This is a genomic window from Halobacillus amylolyticus (assembly GCF_022921115.1).
In the GTDB taxonomy this organism is placed as follows: Bacteria; Bacillota; Bacilli; order Bacillales; family Halobacillaceae; genus Halobacillus_A; species Halobacillus_A amylolyticus.
In genome coordinates, this window is sequence record NZ_CP095075.1 from 2857448 (window position 1) to 2881876 (window position 24429).

Genomic DNA, 24429 nt, shown 5'->3' on the forward strand with positions numbered 1-24429 from the left:
ATCGGGTTTTTAGATGGATTAATGGGAAATGCAAGTGAAGTCGATCGTGAGGCGATTGCCAAAGAGCTTGAGGAAGTTCTTGTAGAAGGAGAAGAATTCCAAAGCGGTTATAAAGTATTGCGTGATTCATTCATTTTCACGAATAAGCGTTTGATTCTGATTGACAAACAAGGGATGACAGGTAAGAAGGTAGGGTACCATTCCATTCCTTATAATAGTGTTACCCACTTTAGTGTAGAGACGGCAGGCGGTTTCGATCTAGAATCAGAATTGAAAATATGGTTGTCTGGGACTAGTGAACCTATTGGAAAGACTTTTAAAAAGGACAGTCCGATTCAAGAAGTACAAAGGAATCTTGCTAAGTATGTTTTGTAATTGTACGGCGTCAGCTTCCTAGTAAGGGAGGCTGACCCTTTTTATGTGGGCGCATTTTCTAGATTAAAACCGAAATATGCAATTAATCTTCCTTCTGTGAAATTATGGTTTATTTCGTGCAAATAAGCTCTCAAATCGTGCATAAATCAAGAAATATGTGCAATTATTTCTGTCACCCTTCATGGACAAACATAAGTTAACCATAAACTATCGCAGGTTGACAGATTAAAGGGGATAAGATAATCTTCACTACATACATACTGAAAAGCAGGTGTTGATTGTGAAGCTTAGAACAATGGTTTATGCATCTTTGTTTGCAGCAATAATCGGAGCGCTCGGTCTACTACCACCGATCGTCACTCCATTTACTCCTGTACCGATCACAGCTCAAACCTTAGGAGTTATGCTGGCCGGTTCTATCCTAGGAGCGAAACGAGGCGGGTTAAGTCTATTAGTCTTTGTCTTACTAGTAACATTTGGTGCCCCCCTGCTTTCAGGAGGGCGGGGCGGCTTAGGAGTTCTATTTGGCCCCTCAGGCGGTTACATACTGGCCTGGCCATTTGCCGCTGTTACGATAGGTTTTCTCATAGAATGTTTCTGGAAAAAACTAAATATTGGCCTCTATATTGCTATTAATGTAATAGGAGGTGTTCTTTTAGTTTACGCATTTGGGGTAACCTATCTTTCTATGATTACGGAGACCCCATGGACGAAAGCTGCATGGGCAGCACTGGTTTTTATTCCTGGTGATCTTGTTAAAGTTGTAGTCGCTTCTTTACTCGCTAGACAAATAAATCGAGTGTATCCATTAATTGAAATGGAGAAAAGCCGTAATAACCGTAAATCTAAAGCTGCCTGAAAAAAGGTTTGCCTTACCTAGGGCAAACCTTTTTTGAGAATATAAGTAATTGAGGTGTGTAGAATGGCTTTTATCGGAACGTGTATAAAAGAAATAGCTGAGCAATCTCCTAAGCGGATAGCCATTGAAACGAGAAATAACCGAATAACCTACCAAGAATTTTATCATTCAGTTCTATTGCTTCAGCGGAAACTCTCCCGTCTACTCCCTGAAGGCAAAGGAAAAAAGATCGGTTTTTTGCTTCCTAATGAGCCGAAATGGTTAGAATTGTTTATAGCGATCAGTTCAAGTGGAGGGATTGCCATTCCGTTTGATCCTAAATGGAGTCCTTTCCAGTTAAATGATGTGATTAAAGATTCTCAGCCTGATCTTGTCATCTATGATGACGCCTTTGCTGATCGATTTAGGAACACCACTTTTGTTCAAACTTGGACGATAGACGCACTAGATTTACTTTTTACATCCGAGCAAAGCAGAAACCTCTTCTTGGATCAAGATCCTTTTTATATTGGATATACATCTGGCACGACTGGCCAGCCAAAGGGTTTTATAAGAAGTCATGCATCTTGGGCGGATTGTTTCTCCCTAGGCCGCCAAGTTTTTTCTTTAGATAAGGAAGACCAGATACTATGTCCAGGACCTCTTGTACATTCACACTTCTTATATGCTGCTGTCCAGTGTCTACATCTCGGTGCCACCCTACATTTATGTTCGACCTTTAGCGAAAGGGAAGTATGGGAGGTTCTACAGAAAAAAGACATTACCGTCATGTATATCGTTCCGACGATGTTTGAAGCTTTGAATAAGAAGGGGGATGGCAAAATATCGCAGCACTTAAAAACATTGATTTCTTCCGGAGCAAAATGGGCTGCGGCATCTAAACAGTCAGCCAGTCAAGTTTTTCCCCACGCGTCCATTTATGAATTCTACGGCGCTTCTGAATTGAGCTTTATTAGTTTTCGCGAGGTGAATGACGGTGATCTCCCCGAAGGATCGATAGGGCAGCCTTTTCCTCAGGTAAAGATTTTGATTCTCTCCGACGATGGCCGGCTTGTAAGTCAAGGCGAAGTTGGCAATTTGTTTGTGAGCAGTCCATGGGTTTTTGACGGATATTTGAATCGCCCCGAGGAAACGGCGGATGTTTTTAATGGGAAGTGGGCAACGGTTGGTGATCTCGCTTTTGTGGATGAGAAAGGGCACATCATTCTTAAAGGAAGGAAGAAAAGTATGATCATCAGTGGTGGCCTTAATATCTATCCTGAAGAGGTGGAACAGGTAATTCGAGATCATCCAGCTATTGATGAAGCGGTCGTAAAAGGTGTGGAAGATGATTACTGGGGTGAAAAGGTCATTGCTTTTGTTACCCGTACAGAAGGAGAGCCGCTTTTTATTGATGATGTGAAAGGTCACCTTACAAAGCTTTTGCCAAAATATAAATGCCCTAAAGAATGGATTGAGTTGAACGAGTTCCCTTATACAAGCAGTGGGAAAATCGCCCGAAAAGAACTTCTAATGCCTGTAAGGAGGGATTAGATGAAGGAAGCAGTGATTGTCAAAGCAAAACGCACACCTATTGGGAAGGTAGGAGGAGTACTTTCTCATCTCCCCCTGAAAAACTGATCCGCCCACTTCTTAAGGATTTAATACAGGGGCTAGATCCAGGGGAAATCAATGACGTTATTTTAGGAAACGTTGTTGGTCCTGGAGGGAATATGGCAAGGCTCTCCCTATTGGAAGCGGGGCTGCCAATGACAGTGTCTGGAGTAACAATAGATAGGCAATGTGGGTCGGGTTTAGAAGCCATTAATATAGCTGGACGCCTTGTCCAGGCAGGCGCTGGAGACATTTATATTGCCGGCGGTGTAGAGAGCACGAGCTTGGCCCCGTGGAAAATTAAAAAGCCCGATTCTATACATAGTCCAAACGGTCCTGAATTGTACACAAGAGCACGGTTCTCACCTGAATCAATCGGTGATCCTGAGATGGGGGAAGCGGCTGAAAACGTAGCGGAACACTATGGCGTTACACGAGGTGAGCAGGATGAATTTGCCTATCATAGTCACCTCAAGGCTGTTAATGCTCAACGTAACGGGGTTTTTGATAAAGAAATCATTCCAGTAGGTGGAATCCATTCAGATGAGTGTCCACGACCAAACACATCGCTTGCCAAATTATCTACTCTGAAGCCGGTGTTTAAACAAGGGGGTACGGTGACAGCAGGAAATGCATGTCCGATGAATGACGGAGCTGCGGCTGTATTAATCATGTCGCTAGAGAAATGTCGCAAACTTGGTCTGAAGCCATTAGCCCGCTTTGTAGATAGCACCACAGTAGGGGTTGATCCTCATTTACTCGGGATTGGACCGATTCCAGCTGTGAAAAAATTGTGGAAGCGCCAGCATTTGACGGGAAGGGATATTGATCTTGTAGAATTCAATGAAGCGTTTGCCTCCCAAGTCATCGCCTCATTAAAAAGTCTTGAAATTCCATACGAAAAAGTGAATCGGTCTGGCGGTGCCCTTGCGTTAGGTCATCCCTATGGTGCCTCAGGAGCTATTCTAGTCACGCGACTTGTATCTGAACTAGCGAGAAATGGTCTAAAGCGTGGGGTAGCAACTCTTGGTATTGGTGGTGGAATGGGATTGGCTACCTTATTTGAATCAATGTAAGAATTCGCTCCCTATAAAAGTAACGCGAAGGATAGCGATGAAAAGATCACACACAAAAACAGAGCTGCCATTACTTTGTCATCAACTCTGAACCAAGCCCAGCACTGGCAGATAATTTTTAAGGCTGGTCACTGAAAAGTGATCAGCTTTTTCAATCAATAAAACCATAAATGTCATCAACTTTTAACTAAGGACCGGCAACGACATCTAGCGTTTATATTTAATTCAAACATTAAGGTGGAAACGATCTTCCTAAAAAATGTATATTTCCTATTGACCTAAGCAACCTATAAAAGCACTTTAAATTAGACATTTAAACCATCGAAAAACTTGGGCTTCTCGTCACGGTATTAAGTGTTTTTGTTGTCAAACAACTATTGGAGGTATTGGAGATGAATATTTTCCTGCTTGTTCTGGCTTTGATTCTCCCTTGGACTTTATTATTCTTCTTTGAGAAAAAGACCATTAAGAGATATATGCCTGTCACAATTTTCACAGCTTTACTAATGACGATCATCTTTCAAATCGCTTATACATATGAGTGGTGGATCATCCATGAGTACATCGTACCGTGGGGGTATATGATTGACGTTAGTTTCGCTTATGGTTGTTTTGCCGTTGGAACGTTTATGATTTTTTACTTTACCTCCCACAAATTTTGGCTGTATTTACTTGTTAACTTAGTGACTGACGCTTTTTTCGGGTTTGTGATTCTGGGTATTGTGTTAAAAAAGATGGGAGTCGCAGAGTATAAAACCTTATCAGGGTGGCAATATTGGCTCATCATTTGCGCTGTCAATCGTCATTTACGTCTACCATAAGTGGCAGAAGGGAATCTTTTCTGATGAACACGCTAAGGGTAAATCGTAGTGTAGGGTCAGAGTTAATAAGGAGTGTGCTTAATTAAATGGAAAGTTTTACAGAGAACTTCAATAAGAACTATTTAGACGGAAAATGGGTAGATGGGGATACAGGAGAAACCCATAATATTTTGAATCCATATGATGATTCAATCATAGCAACGGTTCAATTAGCCTCCTTACAACAATTAAAAAGCACCTATGAAGTTGCTGAAGTTCGGCAAAAAGATTGGGCCCACTCCTCTGTTGAGGATCGAAAAGAAATCCTTCGTAAGGCTGCTGAATTTTTGCAAAATAATCGTGATGAAATTATTCGTATCGCAAATTTAGAAACAGGTGGGACATTACTTAAAGTCGAGTTGGAATTAAATCTTGCTATTGATGTATTAAAAGAAACGTTCGACTATATGGATACCATTGACGAGGTGAAGGAAGTTCATGCGACGATTGATGGGAAAAAGAACAAAATTTATCGACAGCCATTAGGTGTGATTTCATCTATTTCCCCATTTAACTTTCCGTTGAATTTGTCGATGCGATCCATTGCACCAGCCATTGCACTAGGCAATACAGTTGTTCATAAGGCAGATTTGCAAGTAGGCTTAACAGGTGGATCAATTATTGCACGTGCATTTGATTACGCTGGATTGCCGGGCGGTGTATTCCAATCTGTTTTAACAACACCAGAAAAAATTGGTGATGAAATGCTTGAGAATCCAGTCGTACAATTAGTTGCTTTTACGGGTTCGACTGGGTTTGGGAAACATATTGGAGAAATTGCCGGAAAAAACTTAAAGCGGGTAGCATTAGAGCTTGGTGGTAATAATCCGTTCATAGTTTTACAGGATGCAAATATTGAAAGAGCCGTTGATGCGGCGGTGTTTGGTAAATTCATGCACCAAGGACAAATATGTATGTGTATTAATCGAATGATTGTCCATCAAGATGTGTACGAGAAATTTACGGATAAATTTGTTGAACGTGCATCCCAACTGCCATATGGTGACCAAACTGACCCCGATACAGTCATTGGGCCGTTAATTAATAAAAAGCAAGTGGAGAAAGTATTGGAAGTCATTGAAAAGGCGGAGAAAGCCGGAGTGAATGTTGCCCTGAAAGGAAAACGAGAAGGAAATGTGCTCACACCGCATATTTTTGTCGATGTAGATAATTCAGATGACATCGCACAGACTGAACTGTTCTCACCAGTTGTATCGATCATAAAGGCAGATTCCGATGATCATGCCATTGAATTAGCAAACGATACCATTTACGGGCTTACTTCCGCGCTATTCACATCCGACTTAGAAAAGGGAGAAGCATATAGCTTGAAGATAGATAGTGGGATGACGCATGTTAACGACCAAACGGTAAATGATGCAGCCAATGTTCCGTTTGGCGGGAACAAACAAAGTGGCCTAGGTCGATTTGGAAATCCATGGGTGATTGATGAATTTACTAAATTGAAGTGGGTATCGGTCCAGGAAGAATACCGAAAATTCCCATTTTAGCTAAGAGGACAAATACACTTTCTAATGGTGTATTTGTCCTCTTTTATTTATATACAGAAAGAAGGTACTTTGGGAAGGAGTATAGAAGAAGGATTGTTATGAAAAATAAATGGTTATAAATTTACTTTACGGATAGGGAGTCATACATATGGGAACAAAACCCCAGCTTAATACAAAAAAGGCATTATCTATCATTGGTATCATTTTTGTTGCCTTTAACTTGCGTCCAGCCATAACATCTGTTGGCCCGCTAATTAGCTCGATTATGAAGGATATCGGGATTTCCAACGCTGCTGCGGGGTTCATTACAACCCTGCCACTCCTGTCGTTTGCCGTTTTCTCCTTGCTTGCCCCTAAGCTGGGTTACCGATTCGGATATGAACGAATGGTTTTTATTGGCTTATTGACATTAATAACGGGAATCGTTATCAGGTTTATCTCACTGACATTCACATTGTTTGCAGGAACTGCTTTAATTGGGATCGGGATTGCTATCTCAAATGTGTTGCTGCCTGGTATTGTGAAAGGGAAATATCCTCAAAAGGTTGGGTTGATGACAGCTGTTTATACAACATGTATGTCCGTGTTTTCAGCAATAGGAACTGGACTAAGTATTCCCTTAGCCAAAAATTTAGGTCTAGGCTGGGAAAAAACATTATTATGTTGGGCTTCGTTAGCCTTGTTAGCAGCAGTTGCATGGCTGCCCCAACTACGCAAACCATCGAAATTTAATGACGTGAAAACATCTACATTACAAGGAAATTCAATATGGCGTTCCAAAATCGCCTGGCAGGTGACCATTTTTATGGGGTTACAATCTTTTTTATTTTATTCCATGATTGCGTGGTTGCCTGAAATTCTTAATGGGCGGGGTCTAAGCATCTCAACAGCAGGTTGGATGGTATCAATCATGCAGCTAACAGGTCTTCCAATAACCTTTCTTACTCCTGTCCTTGCTGCTCGCTTCCACAGTCAAAGAGGGATTGTAGGTTTGATTGGTTTTCTTTATACTGCAGGGCTATTGGGAGTTCTGTCCGGTAGCAGCATTGGCGTGCTGACTGTCAGTGTCATGCTGATGGGAATTGGCCAGGCAGCTTCGATTAGTTTAGCCCTAACGTTACTTGGGCTTCGGACTGCCAATGCCCAGCAAAGTGCTGCATTGTCAGGAATGTCTCAATCAGTCGGGTATTCGCTTGCGGCGGTGGGCCCAGTATTGATCGGCATACTGCTGGATGTTACGGCATCCGTGACCGTACCGTTACTGTTGTTCATTGCCATTATTATTGTGATGGTGACAGCAGGTCTTGGAGCAGGGAGGAATCAGACGGTTTTTAACGAGAATAGGGCTTACGATTAGTCAAAGCTTCAACGTAGCACTCTTGTGATATGAAGCTTTCCTTCCTGGCTCAACTACTGAATAGTAATGTAGCTAAAGGTACATAGAGCTACAAAATGATTTCACTATAAGAAGGTCTTAAGCGAACACTTGGGGGCGCTGTAATAAGGTGGATCTTTGAAAGTTACCCAATAAAGCCGGCCAGTTCATGATTAAATTTTTCCATCTCACAATAGAATAATCCATGACCACTATACATAAAAGGAACGAGTTCTGACCCCTTGATCCCTGCTTGCAGCGCTTCGGCAAGTGTGAAGGGGCAAATCTCATCATGTACACCATGGAAAATGCCAGTAGGTACATGAATCTTGGACATATCTTGCCATAACTCTTCATCACGGAGGGAAACCGCAGTCTTCGCTGTTGCATTTCCAGATGCCGTGAGTCCTAATCCCTGAAACCATTCTTTGAAGCTTTCTGTTATATTTTGATAGAAAAACATTTTCCCAAAGTTATGCAGCATTTCGGGGCGATCAGTATAGGTAGCCTTAATTAATTCATTTACTCTTTCCTTTGTAATAGTGGTTAGTCCATAAGGGTAACCTTGACGTTGGGTAAAGATGGGTGCTGCTGCTGCGATAAGGGCAAGTTTAAAAATCTTATGCCCCGCATGACGAGCCATATATCGAATGGCAATAGCTCCGCCCATAGAGTGCCCGGTAAGGGTGACATGTTCAAGCTTTAATGTGTCAATAACCGAACGAATATCATCTGCTAGACGATCATAAGAATATCCAGTCCAAGGATTATCCGATTTGCCGAATCCGCGTAAATCAACACCTATGCAGCGATAACCTGCTTTTGGAAGTTGGTCGTACTGATACTCAAATACTCGATGGTTGAGGGGCCATCCGTGTATGAATAAGATTGGCTGGCCGTCTTCTGGGCCGTAGTCCTCTATATAAATATTCACATTATGTTCAACAGTAATGTAATATCCCATCTAAGCCCTCCCATATTATTATTCTTTCGGCACACTTTACACTTTATTAGCAGGTGTCGGATTTTATGAAAAAACCTCTAAATATAGCAATTGTCTATTGACCTTAGTGTGTAAAATATTAGTAGTGGTTATAAGGTATGTACCCATTTGAAAATGATTGTGACATGAATAAGACACCGTATCAAAAGTAATGAAGAAGGATGTTTTATTTCAGAAAATAAAATGGTGATGGAAGTCAGTAGGAAGATTTCCATCACCATTTTAATCAAGGCTTCTATGATAATCATATAGCAATCTGCTTAGATATTTTAGAGGGCCGGAAACAGCCATGCCCCTATATATCTTCAAAGACTAATACTCCTCTATGCCCTTGACAATGCCCTTCGCTATTTGCTCGCGATAATCTTCGCTTTTTAACAACTCGGCATCCTCTTTATTCGAGACAAACCCAGTTTCTGCAAGAATCGCTGGCATATTAGTATGACGCAAAACAAAGTAATCTGCTTTAAACACCCCGCGGCTCAGGTTGCTAGTTTTAGAGATAACGTGTTCCTGGACTAAGTCTGCAAGGTTTCTTGCTTTTGAACCCCCTGCACTATAAAAGGTTTCAATACCTTTAGCACTGGAGTCATGGTACCCGTTGGCATGAATACTAATAAAAAGATCAGCCCCCCAGGTATTGGCTTGTTTTGCACGATTTTCAAGGGTAACAAAGGTATCATCTGTCCGCGTCATTAAAATATCATAACCTTTTTCAAGTAGTTTAGACTCAACGCGCTTAGCAATGTTCAGAACGACGTCTTTTTCCTGAAGAGAGTTCCCGATGGCACCGGGATCTTTGCCTCCATGACCAGGGTCTAGAACAATGCGTTCGACGTCCTGAGTTTCGGTTTGATTAGGGTTTATCTCCCTGAATTCGTCTGTTTTTTTCACATCTTTCTCTTCTACTTGTTTTTCTTCCTCAATGCGATCCCAAGCAACTTCTGATAGAAAGGCTGTGCTCACAAACCCTAGTTCTCCTTGGTAAGTGATTTGCCCCCACCCATTTCCAAGTTCAATATATTCCACTCGTTGCCCCGGTAAGAGACTTCCGATGACCTTAGCATTCAAACTAGGCGCTTGCCGTACATTTAAGGATGACTGGGTGTCAACTTCGCCTGTTTGTGCGGCTTCAACTGGCTGGGCAATCGTCAGTGCAGATATAACGATTAGTACAAAAGAAAGAACCACCGTTATGAAACGCGTTCTCATGTTCATAGATAACTCCTCCCGACTATTAAAAGTGAAAACTTTTATTCTATGAAAAACTGAATCATACTATTAATCTTGGTCAAGTTTTCAATGATCTATTCATCATAAGGCTGTTAAATCTAATCTAGGATTATATATGGTTAGCATTATTCAAAAGTTATGCTTCATGAGCAGTTTATCTCTGACTCACTGGACAAATAAATATTATAGCTATTAATACTGAACAATGAATATTTATATAATGTAGTGAACCATGTTGTCACATGCCATAAGGAAAATATTTGACAAAAAAGTCTAAAAACCAAGCATTTTTTCATAATCTTTAGTAGAATAATAGATAGTTGAATAGGCGAAGAAACAGGCGTGATGTGATTCATCACTTAATAGGGAAGTTGGTTCAAATCCAACGCGGTCCCGCCACTGTATTTGAGAGCAACCTGCACGATTCCACTGTGTGATAAACATGGGAAGGAGCAGGAAGCCATGACCATAAGTCAGGAGACCTACCTGTTTTTCTCACCAATAACCTACGCGGATAGGAGGTGTATAGTAAAAAAGGAGGCTGCCTGCATGTACTTAAGCAGCATGCAAAATCCTTTGTGTACACATCTTCAATGCGAGATGTGTTTTTTTGTGCTCAAAAACTTTTTATTACAGGGGAGAGAGGAACTTGAAACGACTATCGAATTACATATTTATGCTTCTAATGACGATTGGATTGCTAGTAGGCTGTGCAAGCAATGAGGGATCGAGTCAACCAGAGGAAAACCAGAATGAGAAAGGTACTAATTCAGAAGAAGCGCAAGGACAGGCATCGACTTATCCTCTGACTGTGGAGGATTCTACAGGGAACGAGGTTGTCCTAGAGGAAGACCCTGAAAGAATTGTATCTCTTATTCCAAGTAATACAGAGATTGTGTTTGCCCTTGGTGCAGGGGAAGAGGTTGTAGGGGTCTCTGACAATGATAATTACCCTGAGCAGGTGAATGAGATTGATAAGGTTGGCGGGATGCAAATTAATACGGAGAAAGTTCTATCATTAAAGCCTGATCTCGTGCTTGCACACGGTTCAAGTGCTCATAATTTCCAGGCAGCGATTGATCAAATCAGAAATGCTGGGATTCCAGTTTATGTGGTTAAGAATGCTTCCGATTTTAAAGGCGTTTATGAAACGATTCAATCAGTTGGTAAATTGGTAGATGAGCAGGAAAAAGCCGAGAGCATCGTAACAGGGATGAAAGAGAAACTTAAAGGAATTAAAGAAAAAGCATCTGACATCAAAGATCCTAAAAGTGTATTTGTAGAAGTGTCTCCGGCTCCGGAAATTTATACAACTGGAACGGGTACATTCATGAATCAAATGCTCCAAGCGATCAACGCCGAGAATGCTGCTGCTGGCCAAGAAGGATGGGTGAAAATGAATGAAGAGGCTATTATTAACTTACAGCCAGATGTCATCATTACGACCTATGGCTATTACACAGAGAAACCTGTAGAAAAAGTGCTTTCTAGAGAAGGTTGGGAAGAAGTACCCGCAATCGAAAAGAAACAGGTCTATGATGTTCACTCTGATCTTGTTACACGTGCGGGTCCGCGCTTGATTGAAGGGGTAGAGCGGTTGGCTGAAGCTGTTTATCCGGAAACGTTCGGTGATGAATAAACCAGTAGCTTATATAGGGAGCTTAATGATTTTAGTGGGTGCATGGCTGGCAGGAGTAGCTGTTGGCAGTGTACCTATTCCGCTTCCTGTCATTATCGGAGCGATAGCAGAAACGATAAGTCCTTATCAGTCCAATGTTGATCCGATAAATATCAGTATTATTGTGGATGTCCGCTTGCCGCGCGTCGTATTAGCAGGGTTAGTGGGTGCGTCACTTGCAATAGCTGGAGCGTCTTTTCAGGGCTTGCTGCAAAATCCGTTAGCTGATCCTTATACATTAGGTGTGTCTTCAGGTGCGTCTGTCGGAGCAGTATTGGTTTTGTTTGTAGGATTTTCCCTCCCGGTTTTCTCTTCTTTCACACTTCCCATTGTCAGCATTTGTACTGCAGTTCTAACGCTGCTTTTCGTTATTGGGTTTGCACGTATGCTTGATCGTACACTTTCGATTGAAACTCTCATACTGACAGGGATCGTGATGGGGTCTTTTCTCGGATCGGTTATTTCTCTCATGATTGCGCTTACAGGAGAGGAGCTTCGCCAAATTGTCGGCTGGCTCCTTGGAAGTGTAGCGATGCGGGATGGAATCACGTGGGGCTGCTGCTCCCATTTTTTATTGTTGGTGTGCTGCTTCTTTTAACTCAAGGACAGGAATTAAATGCGATGTCGTTAGGCGAGGAACGGGCAAAGCAACTTGGTGTTCCTACCGAGAAAAGAAAAGCGCTGATCTTATTAGCTGCTTCGATCTTAACTGGGGCGGCAGTTGCTGTGTCAGGGACAATCGGCTTCGTCGGTCTAGTCGTTCCTCATATTTGCCGAAGGATTTTTGGTACAGACCACCGTCACCTTATTCCACTGTCTTTAATTAATGGAGCGACCTTCTTAATATTGGCGGACCTCGTATCACGAACGGTTATTGCCCCTGCTGAGTTACCTATTGGGGTGATCACATCGCTCATAGGAGCACCGATTTTTGCTTTTATTCTTTACCAGCAGAGGAAAAAAGGGGCGAGTGTATGATTGAAGTAACCAATATGACGGGTGGATATGAAACTAAGCCCATTGTTGATCATGTCGATTTTCAAGTCAATCGTGGTGAGTTCTTTGGTGTGGTTGGTCCTAACGGAAGTGGAAAAACAACCTTATTTAAGTTGATGAGTGGGATTCTTCCTCTATGGGAAGGGGAGGTGGTTATTGATCGGAAGCCCCTTGAACATTACCCTCGTAAACAACTTGCTCGCAAGGTTGCGACATTGCCCCAGGTTCAGCAGAGCTTTTTTTCCTACAATGTCTATGAAACCGTGATGATGGGACGTTATGCATACCAATCGGGCTTTTTTAAGCAGCCGACCGAGCGGGATAAAGAAGTGGCTGAACAGGTATTAGAGCAAACGGGGCTGACAGATATGTATTCTCTCCCTCTCGACCACTTGAGTGGAGGAGAAAGGCAGCGTGTATATCTGGCCCAAGCCCTTGTTCAGGAACCGGATATTTTGCTGCTTGATGAGCCAACGAATTACCTTGATTTTAGTTATCAAAAACAGCTCCTTGATGAACTGAAACAGTTATCGCTGACAAATCATTTAACGGTGGTGTCGATTTTTCACGACTTAAATATAGCTAGCCTGTATTGTGATCGACTGTTACTGATCGACCAAGGGCAGATCACTCAGATAGGCAAGCCGGAAGAAGTGATGCAAAAGCCCTTACTTGAACGAGTCTATCATTCTTCTATCGATGTTCATGCTAATCCTACGTTATCAAGCCCTCAGATGAACTTGCTGCCGGATTATTTTTTAGACAAAACAAGGACTGCTATCAAACCTGAGCTTGTGGAAGCCACAGAGGAGAAGGTTTTAGTAAGAACCCCCAGCTGCTTAAAACCTTTTCATCAGCTGTGATGGGAGGGGGATTTGGCTGGTATCGGAACTTTGTTAACTATCATGTTGATAAAAGCTTTAATTGTGATTCCCCTTCCCCATTCATGATAGAAAAATGTCAGCAGTGGGGGCTGGCTGAGCATGACACCTTAGCGATGATGACAGCAGCCCACCTACCGGATTATTCGGAACGATTTTTCCAGGGAGACGGTGTCTCTATCTTGATTTTAGTTACAGCTGGGTTAGGTAATGCAGTAGATGTTGTTCACGGGACTAAACGAGTAGCGGAGCATCAGCCTGGGACGGTTAATACATGGATTTTCGTTGATGGTCACCTCTCTGAGCAAGCATTTATTCAAGGAATTGTAACGGCGACGGAAGCGAAGACGCAAGCTTTTTCGAGATGTGAAATTAAAGATCCACTGACAAATACTGCAGCTACAGGAACGTCTACAGACAGTATTATGATTGCGAGTACTCAAACAGGGATACAGCTAGAATATGCGGGGCCGATTACCTTTCTCGGGAGCAAGGTTGGGCAGATGGTTTATGAAGCTACGAAGGAAGCCATTAAACGCTATTTGGAAAGAATGAAGCCCTGATGATCGAGCATCTCATTGCCTTAACTGCAGCGCTTTTACTAGATTTATGGCTTGGGGATCCGCGTTGGCTCCCACATCCCGTCCGCATGATGGGAAGCGTGATTCATTTTCTTGAAAACAGATTGAATAAAGGGAGATTTCGCCGCTTCAAAGGGGTGACTATGGTTCTCATGGTCTGCAGTTTTGTTTTCGTGATTACATGGTCTGTTACTGCAATTAGCTATCACGTTCACATCTTGCTCGGTGTGGCCGTGGAGTGCTTTTTTATTTGGACGACGATCGCATTAAGGGGGTTGAAGGAAGCGTCGATGGACGTATATACACCGTTAATACAGTCTGACTATACTCAAGCACGCCATCATTTATCCATGATTGTTGGGAGGGATACCGACAATTTAGATGAACCTGAGGTGGCGAGAGGTGCGATTGAAACAGTTGCTGAAAATACAAGTGACGGCATTACAGCACCCCTTTTCTTCGCTTTTTTAGGCGGTGCGCCTCTGGCTATGCTTTATCGTGCCGTGAATACGTGTGACTCGATGGTCGGGTACCGACATGAGCGATTCTACCATTTTGGCTGGGCTTCGGCTCGATTGGACGATGTGCTGAATTGGATTCCGGCCCGGCTGACATCGATGTTACTTTTATTACTAGAGAAAACTCCTTTTCAAACGAAAAGAGAAGCGATTGCTTTATTATTCCATCATTCAAAGCGTCATCCGAGTCCTAATAGTGGCTGGGGTGAAGCAGCTTTTGCTATTTTAATGGGGATTCAGTTAGGTGGTGAAAATCGGTATTTCGGCGAAGTATCCACGCGTCCTACGATTGGGGTTCCCTATAAGGAGATCGGCGCTGAGCATATTAAAGCGGCCCATCACTTTATGGTAAGAGCTACAGTTTATATTATTTTATTGTTATGGATAGGAGGTGCAGTCATTGAAGTGGCCGTCACATGGGGCTAACCCGCAATATTTAACCGACCCCTTACAGCTGCCAGAGGTGACCTATGATTTTAGTGTGAATGTGAATCCATTAGGGCCTCCGCCTTGGCTGGGGGAGAAGTGGGGAGATCTTTTCGAGCTGATCACGATTTATCCAGATCCCCATGTTGAAGATCTCCGTCATACGATCGCTTTACAAGAGGGGATTTCGGAAAAACAAATTCTGGTAGGGAATGGTGCGTCGGAGCTGCTTACATTATTAGGGCAGGAGTTTGCCGGCAAGCGTCTATTGATTGTTGAACCGACTTTTGTTGAATATCGAATGATTGCTGAGATGAATGGTTGTATAGTAGAGTCTATTTTTCTAACCGAGTCGGAAGGGTGGCAACTGCCTTTAGAACGGCTCAAATCTAAGCTTACTGGTGTAGACCTTGTGATGGTCTGCAATCCAAATAACCCTACAGGCGTTGCCTACAAACAAAGTAAGTTAGTCGAATTGTTGAATGAGCTTGAAAAGAGAGAAGTCTCTCTTCTAATCGATGAAGCGTTTTATGATTTTGTTCAAAACGAGCCGTCCCTAATTCAGCAAATAAACAAGTCATCTCACCTTATCATTTTGCGTTCACTGACGAAGATGTACTCCATCCCAGGATTAAGGGTCGGTTATCTTGCTGGATCGGAAGCGATGGTTCAAAAATTAGCGTCCTATCAGCCGACATGGAGTGTAAATGCTTTGGCTCAACACATTGCTAAGGGATGTATCAAGGATCATTCCTTCCGTCAACAAACAAGAGACTTGATTCAAGCTGAGCGAGAGCGAATTTTCCCTAGGCTTCAGGAGCTTGCTTTTACTGTCTCGAAAAGCGATGTAAACTACTATTTATTAGGGGGATATCCTTCTTTAAGTGATACCTTGCTGCCTTTTCTGTTGAAAAATCGATTGGCTGTTCGCCATACAAATAATTTCCCGGGGCTAGATGGCAAATTTGTACGAGTAGCTGTTCGCACACAAAAGGACAATGACTACTTGCTTGAACTCCTAAAAAGGTGGGTGCAAACATGATGATCTTTGTCTGTGGAGGTGTAAGAAGTGGGAAGACGAGTTATGCAGAGAGCTGTATGTTGCAATCGAATCTGCCACACCTCCACTATGTGGCAACGGGGGTGGTGACAGATTCAGAAATGCTAGACCGTGTAACCCGCCACAAAAAGGACCGCAAGCAAAGTAAAGGGTCATGGCAAACATGGGAACAGCCGACAGCCATTGATCAGCTTTCATTTACAGCGGAAGATGCTATCCTGATCGACTGTTTAACTACATGGGTCACGAATGAAATGATGGCCGAGGAGTATGTGCCTCCGGATGATATGGTTACTTTTCTCATGAAACAGCTGGACCGTCTAATCACAGGTGCCGGGGAAGTATATATTGTTTCTAATGACCTTGACCGTGATCTGCCTTCACCTTATAAAATGGTTCGTGACTATCTATACATTCTTAATTCCATACATAGATACGTTGTGAGGAAAGCAGATGAGGCGATTGAAATGGTATTTGGCCGGCCATTTTTTCATAAGGGGGTAGAAGCATGAAGGGAGTCATGATCCAAGGGACAGCATCAAATGTAGGGAAAAGCTGGATTGCGACTGGCCTATGCCGGCTACTCGTTTGCCATGGTCTAGCCATCGCTCCATTTAAATCGCAAAACATGTCAAACAACTCCTATATAACAAGGAATGAAGAAGAGATTGGTCGTGCTCAAGGAATTCAGGCTGAGGCTGCTTTCGTTGAGGCAACCGTTGACATGAATCCGATCTTGTTAAAGCCGACAAGTGACCAGCGATCTGAAGTGATTATCCATGGAGTCAGTCAAGCTGCCTGGACGGGATCAGAATATCGAACCCATTGGTATGAACAAGGGAAGCAGGCCATCAAGCAATCTGTTCAACGATTGGAGCAGGACTATGACGCGTTAGTGATCGAAGGAGCCGGCAGCCCTGTTGAGGTGAATTTGAATGACCGTGAGTTGGTGAATATGTCAGTTGCTGATCTGATTGATGTGCCAGTTATTTTAGTTGCGGATATTGACCGAGGTGGGGTGTTCGCTAGCATCGTCGGGACGCTAGAGTTATTGTCTGAGAAGCATCGGAAGCGTGTTAAAGGACTAATTATTAACAAGTTTCGCGGAGAACGTGCTTTATTTGAAAGTGGGATAGAATGGATTGAAAACTATACAGGCGTACCTGTTTTAGGTGTGCTGCCACATTTAGAAGATCACGGGATTGAGGGAGAAGACTCATTAACGGTCCAATCTACGTCAGCTAAAAGGGAAAAGTCCTTAGATATAGCTGTGATTCATTGGCCTTATTTATCTAATGAAACGGATATATCACCACTTACTCAAGAACAGGATGTATCGATTCGTTACGTTCGCTCCGTCGATCAGCTTGGAAAACCAGATGCACTTATTTTACCAGGAACGCGAAGCACAATTGAAGACTACCTTGCATGTGAGGAAAAGGGGCTGACAGAAGCGATCAGGGTTTATGCCGAGCGAGGAGGAGTGATCGTAGGGATTTGTGGTGGCTATCAGATCCTTTCTGATGTCATGTATCGTCATGAAGCTGATAGAGAGGGTGTGCAAGGAATAGGAATATTTCCTCTCTCAACAACTTTTGTGAAAAACAAACAAACGATTCGTGTAAGCGGACATATTCACGAAGCAAGCGGTTACTCTCCTGTGCCCATGTCTGGTTATGAGATTCATCTTGGGCGAACGGCTGGATCTATCAAGTATCCCTTCCTTCAATTGAACGATGAGCCTGAGGGAATCAGTCTTGATCAGGGGCGTTTGATTGGCACTTACCTTCATGATTGTTTTCATAATGATGGGTGGAGAACGGAATGGTTGAATCGTTTGCGTAGAAAATCGGGTTTATCCGAACAGGTAATGATTGATACAAGCGATCGAGACGAGCGTTATGAACGTCTGGCTAAACATTTAGAAACCTATCTCAATACCGAAAAGATTATAAAGATGATCGAGGAGAGCGCGCCATGAAAAATTTCGGATTGGGTGGATTATTTGCCTTGCAATTCTTCTCTGTGTTTCCTATCCGAAAAGGCATTGACCCGAACCCGGCTGTCGTTCGCAGTTGTCTTATGTGGCTGCCAATTCTAGGGCTGGTAATCGGAGGGTCTAATGCGTTTATTTTCTATGGACTCTCCCCTCTAACAACTATGAGTCTAGTTAGTTTAACTGTTTTTGCGTTGATGATTCCGGCCGTATGGAGCGGGGGGCTTCATCTTGACGGATTAATGGATACAGGAGATGCCTTCTTCTCCTATCAAGACCAGCAAAAGCGCTTGGAAGTGATGCAGGACCCTCGGACAGGAGCTTTCGGAGTATTGGTTTTACTGGCCGTGTTAATTCTCCGTTTTGTATTCATGTATGAATCGTTTCTTGCTGATTTATCGATGCTCTGGTTTATTTTATTGATTCCCTTTTTATCAAGATGTGTGATGGTGTTGATGTTAGGACATACCCCTTCAGCAAGACAGAAGGGCTTAAGCTATTTCTTTAAAAATCACTATAGCCAAAGTGTGACGGTTTGGGTTGTAAGTCTGATGATTGTGGTGAGTGTTGTAACAGCCTTTTTCTCTTGGAGTCATTTTATCGTCAGCTTAGTAATGGGCTTAGCTGCTATGATCGGAATGTGGGGAATTCGTAGATGGGCGGTACGGTCGTTTGGTGGAATAACAGGTGATGTTTGTGGGGCGACACTTGAAGGAATGGAGACATATTTATGGTTCATCGTTTGGTTGTGTATTTGATTCGTCACGGGGAAACCCGCTCAAATGTACAAAGACGTTATCTCGGTTGGAGAAATGAGGCAATGTCTGAACAAGGGCGAAAGCAAGTTGACTTTTTAAAAAAACGTCTTCCTGAACTTTCAAAAATCTATGCTAGTGACCTTGATCGTTGTAGCGAGACAGCGTCTATCCTCTTCCCATCAGTTGAAACGACAGAGAAGCTACGCGAATATAACTTTGGAGATTTTGATGGCTGGACATACAAAGAGTTAAAGGAGAGGGACGACTATAAGCAGTGGCTGACCCATATGGAAACAGTCACCCCACCTAATGGGGAGAGTTTTGTTGATTTCAAAGATCGCGTCCTTCGCTTTGCTGACCAAATCCTTGGGTATCAACGCAATTTAGAAGAGCCGATTGCCTTTGTTACTCATGGAGGGGTGATACGTACAATACTCCACCAATGGTCAAAGGAATCGAATTCTATTTGGGATTGGCCGATAGCACCGGGAGAGGCTTACAAAATTCTACTGGAGAAGGAGAGGGAGCAATGGATTTTGTCACAGGAGGAGCATATAACGGGAAGCTAGATTGGGTGATTGAGAATTATGACAGCGATTACACGATTTTAAAGGACGACCAGCAGCCTGAATCTGTTGATACACCTCGTCTGATTATAGATAAGCTTGAAGATAGGATTTATAACTACTTGAGTGACCAAGATGAAGAGACGGAGAAGTGGCAGAAATATTATCGTTCATTAATGAAATGGGAACAAACTTTTACATCAAGACAGCTCGTAATTATAGGGACAGATATCACAGGAGGGATCGTCCCTATGGATAAGCAGAACCGATTATGGAGAGATATGACGGGATTTATTTATCAGCAATTAACAAAAGATGCCCAGAGAGTATTCCGAGTATGGTTCGGAATCCCTCAACAACTAAAATAGGAGCGTGTTAAACATGAGATTATATACAAAAACAGGTGACAAAGGACAGACGAGCGTTATTGGCGGCAGAGTGGATAAAGATGATGTGCGTGTAGAGGCTTATGGAACGGTTGACGAGGCGAATAGTTTTGTAGGGAAGGCACGCTCAGAATTAACAGATTTCCGCTTTAGTGATGTTCAAGAGGAACTTGAGAAAATCCAACATGAACTGTTCGACTGTGGCAGTGATTTGGCAAATAAAAAGTCAAACCGTCCCTTCAAGCTTCAAGAAGAGAGTGTCGAGTGGCTGGAGCAGCGGATGGATGATTACATTAAGCAGGCACCAGAATTGGAGCGGTTTATTTTACCGGGTGGATCACCAGCATCCTCAACACTACACATCGCTCGAACCATTACTCGCCGTGCCGAACGTCTCGTCGTCTCCTTGCAAAAACATGAAACGATCCATCCTGTCTGCCTGACTTATTTGAACCGACTATCCGATTACTTTTTTGCTCTGGCACGCTATGTGAATATGGTCCTCGAAACAAAGGATGTTGAGTACATTCGCAGTGCGAAAGTATTCCGTTCCGCGAAGAAAAAATCGAAAGACGAAGAGTGATTAAATGGGACAACCATTGTTTATTCCTATGGAGGAGGGACGTGAACTTGTCATAGCCACTGATAATTCAGGAGGGATTGGTTTAAAACCAGATGACATGGTTCACGTCTCTTATAAAACAGTTGTAGAGTCCTTGTTTCGTGTGTCGCTAATGGATTGTTTAGCAGTAGGGGCAACACCGTTTGCTGTAACGATCAGTAACTTTGTTGGCGACGAGGTGTGGGAAGAACTCGAACAAACCGTTAGAAACCTTGGGAATTCGCTTGGTTACTCTCTGGATATTACCGGAAGTACTGAATCGAATATGGAAATGAGTCAGTCGGCGATAAGCTTATCTATTCTTGGATGGGTTGATTCGAGTGAAAAAAGAATTGGTATTTCCCCGGAAATATGTGGGGTAGCGATCATCGGTGAGCCACTTGTCGGGAAGGATGTTCTCGCACATCCTGAAAAAATTGCCCCGCTTGAACTGTTTTTAACGATTGCAGAACAAGATTGGGTTTATGAAATTTTGCCTGTTGGTTCTAAAGGTATCCAACATAGTGTCAAAGAGTTGGAAAAAAGAAATGGTTGGACGAAGAGGGGTTTAGACATTCCATTTGATGAGAAAGCTTCTGGCGGTCCATCGACCAGTTTTATGATTACTTATGATCAGAAATATCAGCAAGACTTATTACGTCTAACAGGTAAATACACAACCTTTTTCAATAACTAAATTGTGCGGTGATTCTTTAAATCGCAGAAAATTAGCTTATCGTGGTTAAGTCTTGTTTGTAACGGATAAAATGAAAAGTGAAGATAGGGTTAACTAGACGTGGTTAGGGCATGGAGAGTGGGGGATTTGCTATGTATGTTCTAGTCCAATGAATGATTGACTATCTAAAGGAGCTTCATTATGAACGATACCAAAAATTTGAGAATGATCGTAAGTATTTTAATGGGTATTATGTTAGTCGTGGGATTTCAGATTGGTTTATCGCTGACAGGAAGCACTGTTATTAGTATTATGATTTCTTTAATCATAGGTCTGTTTACACGTATGATCGGTTATTTCCTCATTAAGGTTCTTAGTTCTACATAAATGAAGGAAGGGCACCTATCCAATTTATACCTCTACGCGAAGGCAAATGGCCAACACTCTTACTGTAACTGCAAATGCCGGTTCAGTAGGTAGAAGACCCTTTAGTAGTACTTATAATAACGCTAAAAAGACCTTTGTTCATTTTATCACTTTTCCTCTTTGCAATTTTTCAGCGTAAGAGTTGGTAATTATCGAAATAAAGTAAGTTTCAGCATCACTCCTTGTCTTGCAATTTTGAATAAAAAGATATACCCACACCTATTGCGACGGTGTGGGTTCTTTTTTTACCCAGGGAGAATACGGGTTTCCCTATGGAGAGTACTCTGAATTAGTTTCACATTTGTTTTATGCATTGTACTGAACCATTTCTATTCTTAATGAAGTGGCTATATAGTTGGTAAAAGGCACAGCATGATACGTTCAGGTATGTCAACTGTGGTTAGTGTTATGGTCTTATTTATTAAAAGGGTAAGGTACTCGTCTTTTTTTTAAAAATAATTTAGTTAGAGGATTATTCAGTAAGAAAACATCGTCTTCCAAAAACTTCGATAGTATGAGTTGATCTGAATAGGTAAATTCTTTGAACATAGGAAGCATCCTCGTGATGTTGTTAACAGATAAAGAGGAATAGGGCGGAGCTAACACAACCAAACAGGGAACATTTGTTTTGGTATTTATATTCTATATTCTATATTCTTATTAACTACTACACAGGTTTTTATTAAGGCTGGTTGTGAATCTCTACCAATAAATCATTTTTAAGAGGTAAGACAGGAAGGAGAATCTATGATGATTAAACACTCAATCAAAAAAACTGAGGAGGAATAGCACATGACAGTTGTTTAAACTTAGGCTGCTTAAAGATCTAAAGGGGTTTAATTATCGCCGGACACTATGTTTATATACGAACACAAGATTGTGGTGGTGTTGAGTGAGGTGATTGTGTCGATCATTGCACCTGGGTTGACTTCCACTTTGTTGGGAGGATGAATTTTGATAAAAAGGTTTGAATGTATAAAAAATAGGAAAATAGTAATGGCAGGCAAAAAGGTCCCGTAGAGGGATCATTTTGTTAGATGGAAGTTGTGAAGGGGAGAGGAACATGTATTTTGCGGATCGGAAGCTTTCTGATTTGAATAATGGCACAAGGTTGTTGCTTCTTTTTATTGGCCTTCTGCTTTTAGTAGGAACCTATTATGCTGTTCAGCTGACGTTGAACGTCCTTTCAGAAAAGCAGCTGGAGGTTGACCAGGATGTCTTTGAACTTGTGAAGGCAACGTCACCTGAGGGCAAGGAGCTTATTTTTCAATGGATCAGCAAGCTTGGTTCTGTACCTGTTCTCGCCACGGCCTCGGTTCTCACCGCTCTATATTTTCTGTTTTTATCTCCATTCAGCAAATGGCTGGCGCTTTATTTTGCGATTGGAATGGCAGGCATCAGTGGACTGACCAAGCTCGCGAAGAGTCTTACATCACGTACGCGTCCTGAACTTCTCGGTGAATATCACGGGACGACATCAAGCTTCCCCAGCGGTCATGCCTCTGCGGCCGTCGTCTATTACGGCTTCATAATTTATATCATCGGCGCCATCCAGCTCGGAACGAAATGGAAGGTGGCTATCAGCTCAGTTCTCACCCTCATCATTGTCGGCATTTGTATTGGCCGTGTTTATCTGGGTGTCCACTACTATTCAGATGTCATCGCTGGTTTTTTTCTTGGCTGTGTTTGGCTGTTCCTGTGCATCGCCGGTTTTGAAATCACCATGATGTGCAAGCAAAAAAGTAAGGAGCGTTCTACGTGAAAAAAAGAAAAATGATAGGGCTCCTTGTGATCGCCGGCTTTGTTTTACTGATTTCCTGGGGAATGGTGGAGCCCTACTTGCTTGAAGTCGAGGAGGAAACCGCCGAAATTGATTACCTCCCCCTGAATGGGAAGGACGAACCATTATAACAGTTGGGGATTTCCAGGTAGGGATGTGGCTTGATAACGACAGGAATCTCGAGGATATGGTTGAAACGATCATTGAAAGAGACCCGGACATCGTGTTGCTGCTTGGAGATTATGTCTATCATTCGGTTGAGAATCATGAGGAGGAAATGGAGAAAGTCGTTTCTTACTTGAAGCCTTTAGCGGAAACGGATATTCCTGTCTTTGCATCGCTTGGAAACCATGATTACAGCATGAGCGAGAAAGACGGAAATCCAAATATAGAAACCGCCGAGCGCGTCATCCGGAAGCTAGGCATGATCGGAATCGAAGTATTGCAAAATGAATCTGTTCCGGTAACGCTCGGGGAGACGGAAGAGCCACTTTATCTTGTAGGAATCGGGGCGCGTTGGCCAGAGAAAGATCACCTGGAGGAAGCGTATGAGGAGTTAGAGGAGAAAGCTCCAAGATTCTCCTTTATGCATAATCCGAATACATTTGTGAAAATCGAAGCAAACCATGCCCCTGTAGCGGTGGCCGGCCATACTCATGGTGGGCAGATCCGCATTCCTTTTACCCCGCATTGGTCTTGGAAGAATTTGATTGTTGAAGGGGAAGCCCACATGGATGGCTGGATTGAAGAGGATTATGGAGCAGAGGGCAACCATCTTTACGTAAACAGGGGTATAGGTGTCAGCATTGCACCGATCCGTATTAACAATTTTCCTGAAATTACCGAGTTCACTTTACAGCAAGGCTAGTTCTATGATTGGAGCTGGCTTTCCTGTTTTGTCGAAGATAAAGCAGTGTTGAGTGAGGCTGCATGTAACCATTATCCAATATAGGGTGAAATAGGGGTTATACATGGAATGTTGATTAGGGAACAACATGCACTACATATTTTCGATAGGCACTTATATATAGAAACCCTCCAGCTGTTTACCAGTAAATTCCCTCAAACAAACGCGCTTTACCAAGGGATAGAGTATTTTGAGTATATTGACATATTATTCTGACATTAATCAAGTGATATAATTGCGTATAAGACCGCATCCTTGGAATCTAACATACTAGTATTACCTGAAAGAGAGTGTTAACAATTCAATCC

The 24429-nt window shown here is 42.6% G+C and carries 24 protein-coding genes, 2 pseudogenes and 1 riboswitch; of the genes and pseudogenes, 24 read left to right on the plus strand and 2 right to left on the minus strand.

The genetic code is table 11. The features are described from left to right. From MUO15_RS14760 to MUO15_RS14790, 7 genes and pseudogenes are all read left to right on the plus strand, one after another. Positions 1-375 carry a PH domain-containing protein gene (locus tag MUO15_RS14760; RefSeq protein ID WP_245036047.1) on the plus strand — a complete coding sequence of 125 codons (375 nt, stop codon included), beginning with the start codon at positions 1-3 and terminating at the stop codon, positions 373-375. 280 nt (positions 376-655) lie between these two features. After that, a complete protein-coding gene (locus MUO15_RS14765; RefSeq protein ID WP_245030282.1) occupies positions 656-1234 on the plus strand; it encodes a biotin transporter BioY in 579 nt (192 codons plus the stop codon). A gap of 63 nt (positions 1235-1297) precedes the next feature. After that, positions 1298-2767, plus strand: a complete 1470-nt coding sequence (locus tag MUO15_RS14770) for an AMP-binding protein (RefSeq protein WP_245030283.1) — start codon at positions 1298-1300, stop codon at positions 2765-2767. Continuing rightward, positions 2768-3903: pseudogene (locus tag MUO15_RS14775) on the plus strand (thiolase family protein). It abuts the gene before it with no gap. A 392-nt stretch (positions 3904-4295) separates the two neighbouring features. Then, positions 4296-4724 (plus strand): hypothetical protein, encoded by a 429-nt coding sequence (locus MUO15_RS14780; protein WP_245030284.1) that lies wholly within the window; start codon positions 4296-4298, stop codon positions 4722-4724. An 86-nt stretch (positions 4725-4810) separates the two neighbouring features. Continuing rightward, a complete protein-coding gene (locus MUO15_RS14785; protein WP_245030286.1) occupies positions 4811-6274 on the plus strand; it encodes an aldehyde dehydrogenase family protein in 1464 nt (487 codons plus the stop codon). Positions 6275-6422: 148 nt separating this feature from the next. Next, positions 6423-7631 carry a CynX/NimT family MFS transporter gene (locus tag MUO15_RS14790; protein ID WP_245030288.1) on the plus strand — a complete coding sequence of 403 codons (1209 nt, stop codon included), beginning with the start codon at positions 6423-6425 and terminating at the stop codon, positions 7629-7631. Positions 7632-7794: 163 nt separating this feature from the next. On the opposite strand, the gene MUO15_RS14795 is transcribed toward MUO15_RS14790, so the two are convergent. Then, the gene (locus MUO15_RS14795; RefSeq protein ID WP_245030290.1) at positions 7795-8613 is read right to left on the minus strand and encodes an alpha/beta fold hydrolase; all 819 of its coding nucleotides are present in this window, start codon (positions 8611-8613) and stop codon (positions 7795-7797) included. A gap of 351 nt (positions 8614-8964) precedes the next feature. Then, on the minus strand, positions 8965-9870 hold the full coding sequence (locus MUO15_RS14800; RefSeq protein WP_245030292.1) for an N-acetylmuramoyl-L-alanine amidase: 906 nt from the start codon (positions 9868-9870) through the stop codon (positions 8965-8967). Positions 9871-10206: 336 nt separating this feature from the next. Continuing rightward, a riboswitch (cobalamin riboswitch) is annotated at positions 10207-10389 on the plus strand. 145 nt (positions 10390-10534) lie between these two features. On the opposite strand from MUO15_RS14800, the gene MUO15_RS14805 reads away from it, so the two are divergent. The 17 genes and pseudogenes from MUO15_RS14805 to MUO15_RS14885 all read left to right on the plus strand — a co-directional run bounded on the left by MUO15_RS14805 (position 10535) and on the right by MUO15_RS14885 (position 24082). Continuing rightward, on the plus strand, positions 10535-11524 hold the full coding sequence (locus MUO15_RS14805) for an ABC transporter substrate-binding protein (protein ID WP_245030294.1): 990 nt from the start codon (positions 10535-10537) through the stop codon (positions 11522-11524). Further along, positions 11517-12541, plus strand: a pseudogene (locus MUO15_RS14810) (FecCD family ABC transporter permease). The gene MUO15_RS14805 and the pseudogene MUO15_RS14810 overlap by 8 nt, the downstream one beginning before the upstream one ends. Beyond that, positions 12538-13422 (plus strand): ABC transporter ATP-binding protein, encoded by an 885-nt coding sequence (locus MUO15_RS14815; RefSeq protein ID WP_245030296.1) that lies wholly within the window; start codon positions 12538-12540, stop codon positions 13420-13422. The pseudogene MUO15_RS14810 and the gene MUO15_RS14815 overlap by 4 nt, the downstream one beginning before the upstream one ends. After that, on the plus strand, positions 13422-14003 hold the full coding sequence (locus MUO15_RS14820) for an adenosylcobinamide amidohydrolase (RefSeq protein WP_245030298.1): 582 nt from the start codon (positions 13422-13424) through the stop codon (positions 14001-14003). Before MUO15_RS14815 ends, MUO15_RS14820 begins: the two co-directional genes overlap by 1 nt. 2 nt (positions 14004-14005) lie before the next feature. Further along, positions 14006-14965, plus strand: a complete 960-nt coding sequence (gene cbiB / locus MUO15_RS14825) for an adenosylcobinamide-phosphate synthase CbiB (protein WP_245036048.1) — start codon at positions 14006-14008, stop codon at positions 14963-14965. Beyond that, positions 14940-16007 (plus strand): threonine-phosphate decarboxylase CobD, encoded by a 1068-nt coding sequence (gene cobD / locus MUO15_RS14830; RefSeq protein WP_245030300.1) that lies wholly within the window; start codon positions 14940-14942, stop codon positions 16005-16007. The genes cbiB and cobD overlap by 26 nt, the downstream gene beginning before the upstream one ends. Continuing rightward, positions 16004-16537 (plus strand): bifunctional adenosylcobinamide kinase/adenosylcobinamide-phosphate guanylyltransferase, encoded by a 534-nt coding sequence (locus tag MUO15_RS14835; protein WP_245030301.1) that lies wholly within the window; start codon positions 16004-16006, stop codon positions 16535-16537. Before cobD ends, MUO15_RS14835 begins: the two co-directional genes overlap by 4 nt. Further along, positions 16534-18006, plus strand: a complete 1473-nt coding sequence (locus tag MUO15_RS14840; protein ID WP_245030303.1) for a cobyric acid synthase — start codon at positions 16534-16536, stop codon at positions 18004-18006. The genes MUO15_RS14835 and MUO15_RS14840 overlap by 4 nt, the downstream gene beginning before the upstream one ends. Next, a complete protein-coding gene (gene cobS, locus MUO15_RS14845; RefSeq protein ID WP_245030305.1) occupies positions 18003-18779 on the plus strand; it encodes an adenosylcobinamide-GDP ribazoletransferase in 777 nt (258 codons plus the stop codon). Before MUO15_RS14840 ends, cobS begins: the two co-directional genes overlap by 4 nt. Further along, on the plus strand, positions 18752-19348 hold the full coding sequence (locus tag MUO15_RS14850) for a histidine phosphatase family protein (protein ID WP_245030306.1): 597 nt from the start codon (positions 18752-18754) through the stop codon (positions 19346-19348). The genes cobS and MUO15_RS14850 overlap by 28 nt, the downstream gene beginning before the upstream one ends. Beyond that, a complete protein-coding gene (locus MUO15_RS14855; protein WP_245030308.1) occupies positions 19309-19713 on the plus strand; it encodes a bifunctional adenosylcobinamide kinase/adenosylcobinamide-phosphate guanylyltransferase in 405 nt (134 codons plus the stop codon). Before MUO15_RS14850 ends, MUO15_RS14855 begins: the two co-directional genes overlap by 40 nt. Before the next feature lie 13 nt (positions 19714-19726). Beyond that, a complete protein-coding gene (locus MUO15_RS14860; protein WP_245030310.1) occupies positions 19727-20314 on the plus strand; it encodes a cob(I)yrinic acid a,c-diamide adenosyltransferase in 588 nt (195 codons plus the stop codon). Between the two features lie 4 nt (positions 20315-20318). Next, positions 20319-21029, plus strand: coding sequence for an ATPase (locus tag MUO15_RS14865; RefSeq protein ID WP_245030312.1), 711 nt, complete (start codon positions 20319-20321; stop codon positions 21027-21029). Positions 21030-21209: 180 nt separating this feature from the next. Next, entirely contained in the window at positions 21210-21395 is a 186-nt protein-coding gene (locus tag MUO15_RS14870) for a hypothetical protein (protein ID WP_245030314.1), read from the plus strand. A 1102-nt stretch (positions 21396-22497) separates the two neighbouring features. Then, positions 22498-23196 (plus strand): phosphatase PAP2 family protein, encoded by a 699-nt coding sequence (locus MUO15_RS14875; RefSeq protein WP_245030316.1) that lies wholly within the window; start codon positions 22498-22500, stop codon positions 23194-23196. Further along, positions 23193-23345, plus strand: a complete 153-nt coding sequence (locus MUO15_RS14880) for a hypothetical protein (protein ID WP_245030318.1) — start codon at positions 23193-23195, stop codon at positions 23343-23345. The genes MUO15_RS14875 and MUO15_RS14880 overlap by 4 nt, the downstream gene beginning before the upstream one ends. A 23-nt stretch (positions 23346-23368) precedes the next feature. Beyond that, positions 23369-24082, plus strand: coding sequence for a metallophosphoesterase (locus tag MUO15_RS14885; RefSeq protein ID WP_245030320.1), 714 nt, complete (start codon positions 23369-23371; stop codon positions 24080-24082). The last annotated feature ends 347 nt before the right edge of the window (positions 24083-24429 follow it).

Excerpts from the sequence above, each read along its gene's own strand:
- MUO15_RS14770 (WP_245030283.1), top strand. The coding sequence starts at position 1,298 with ATGGCTTTTATCGGAACGTGTATAAAAGAAATAGCTGAGCAATCTCCT.
- MUO15_RS14780 (WP_245030284.1), top strand. The coding sequence starts at position 4,296 with ATGAATATTTTCCTGCTTGTTCTGGCTTTGATTCTCCCTTGGACTTTA.
- MUO15_RS14785 (WP_245030286.1), top strand. The coding sequence starts at position 4,811 with ATGGAAAGTTTTACAGAGAACTTCAATAAGAACTATTTAGACGGAAAA.
- MUO15_RS14790 (WP_245030288.1), top strand. The coding sequence starts at position 6,423 with ATGGGAACAAAACCCCAGCTTAATACAAAAAAGGCATTATCTATCATT.
- MUO15_RS14795 (WP_245030290.1), bottom strand. The coding sequence starts at position 8,613 with ATGGGATATTACATTACTGTTGAACATAATGTGAATATTTATATAGAG.
- MUO15_RS14800 (WP_245030292.1), bottom strand. The coding sequence starts at position 9,870 with ATGAACATGAGAACGCGTTTCATAACGGTGGTTCTTTCTTTTGTACTA.
- MUO15_RS14815 (WP_245030296.1), top strand. The coding sequence starts at position 12,538 with ATGATTGAAGTAACCAATATGACGGGTGGATATGAAACTAAGCCCATT.
- MUO15_RS14820 (WP_245030298.1), top strand. The coding sequence starts at position 13,422 with ATGGGAGGGGGATTTGGCTGGTATCGGAACTTTGTTAACTATCATGTT.
- MUO15_RS14835 (WP_245030301.1), top strand. The coding sequence starts at position 16,004 with ATGATGATCTTTGTCTGTGGAGGTGTAAGAAGTGGGAAGACGAGTTAT.
- MUO15_RS14840 (WP_245030303.1), top strand. The coding sequence starts at position 16,534 with ATGAAGGGAGTCATGATCCAAGGGACAGCATCAAATGTAGGGAAAAGC.
- cobS (WP_245030305.1), top strand. The coding sequence starts at position 18,003 with ATGAAAAATTTCGGATTGGGTGGATTATTTGCCTTGCAATTCTTCTCT.
- MUO15_RS14850 (WP_245030306.1), top strand. The coding sequence starts at position 18,752 with ATGGTTCATCGTTTGGTTGTGTATTTGATTCGTCACGGGGAAACCCGC.
- MUO15_RS14855 (WP_245030308.1), top strand. The coding sequence starts at position 19,309 with ATGGATTTTGTCACAGGAGGAGCATATAACGGGAAGCTAGATTGGGTG.
- MUO15_RS14860 (WP_245030310.1), top strand. The coding sequence starts at position 19,727 with ATGAGATTATATACAAAAACAGGTGACAAAGGACAGACGAGCGTTATT.
- MUO15_RS14865 (WP_245030312.1), top strand. The coding sequence starts at position 20,319 with ATGGGACAACCATTGTTTATTCCTATGGAGGAGGGACGTGAACTTGTC.
- MUO15_RS14870 (WP_245030314.1), top strand. The coding sequence starts at position 21,210 with ATGAACGATACCAAAAATTTGAGAATGATCGTAAGTATTTTAATGGGT.
- MUO15_RS14875 (WP_245030316.1), top strand. The coding sequence starts at position 22,498 with ATGTATTTTGCGGATCGGAAGCTTTCTGATTTGAATAATGGCACAAGG.
- MUO15_RS14885 (WP_245030320.1), top strand. The coding sequence starts at position 23,369 with ATGTGGCTTGATAACGACAGGAATCTCGAGGATATGGTTGAAACGATC.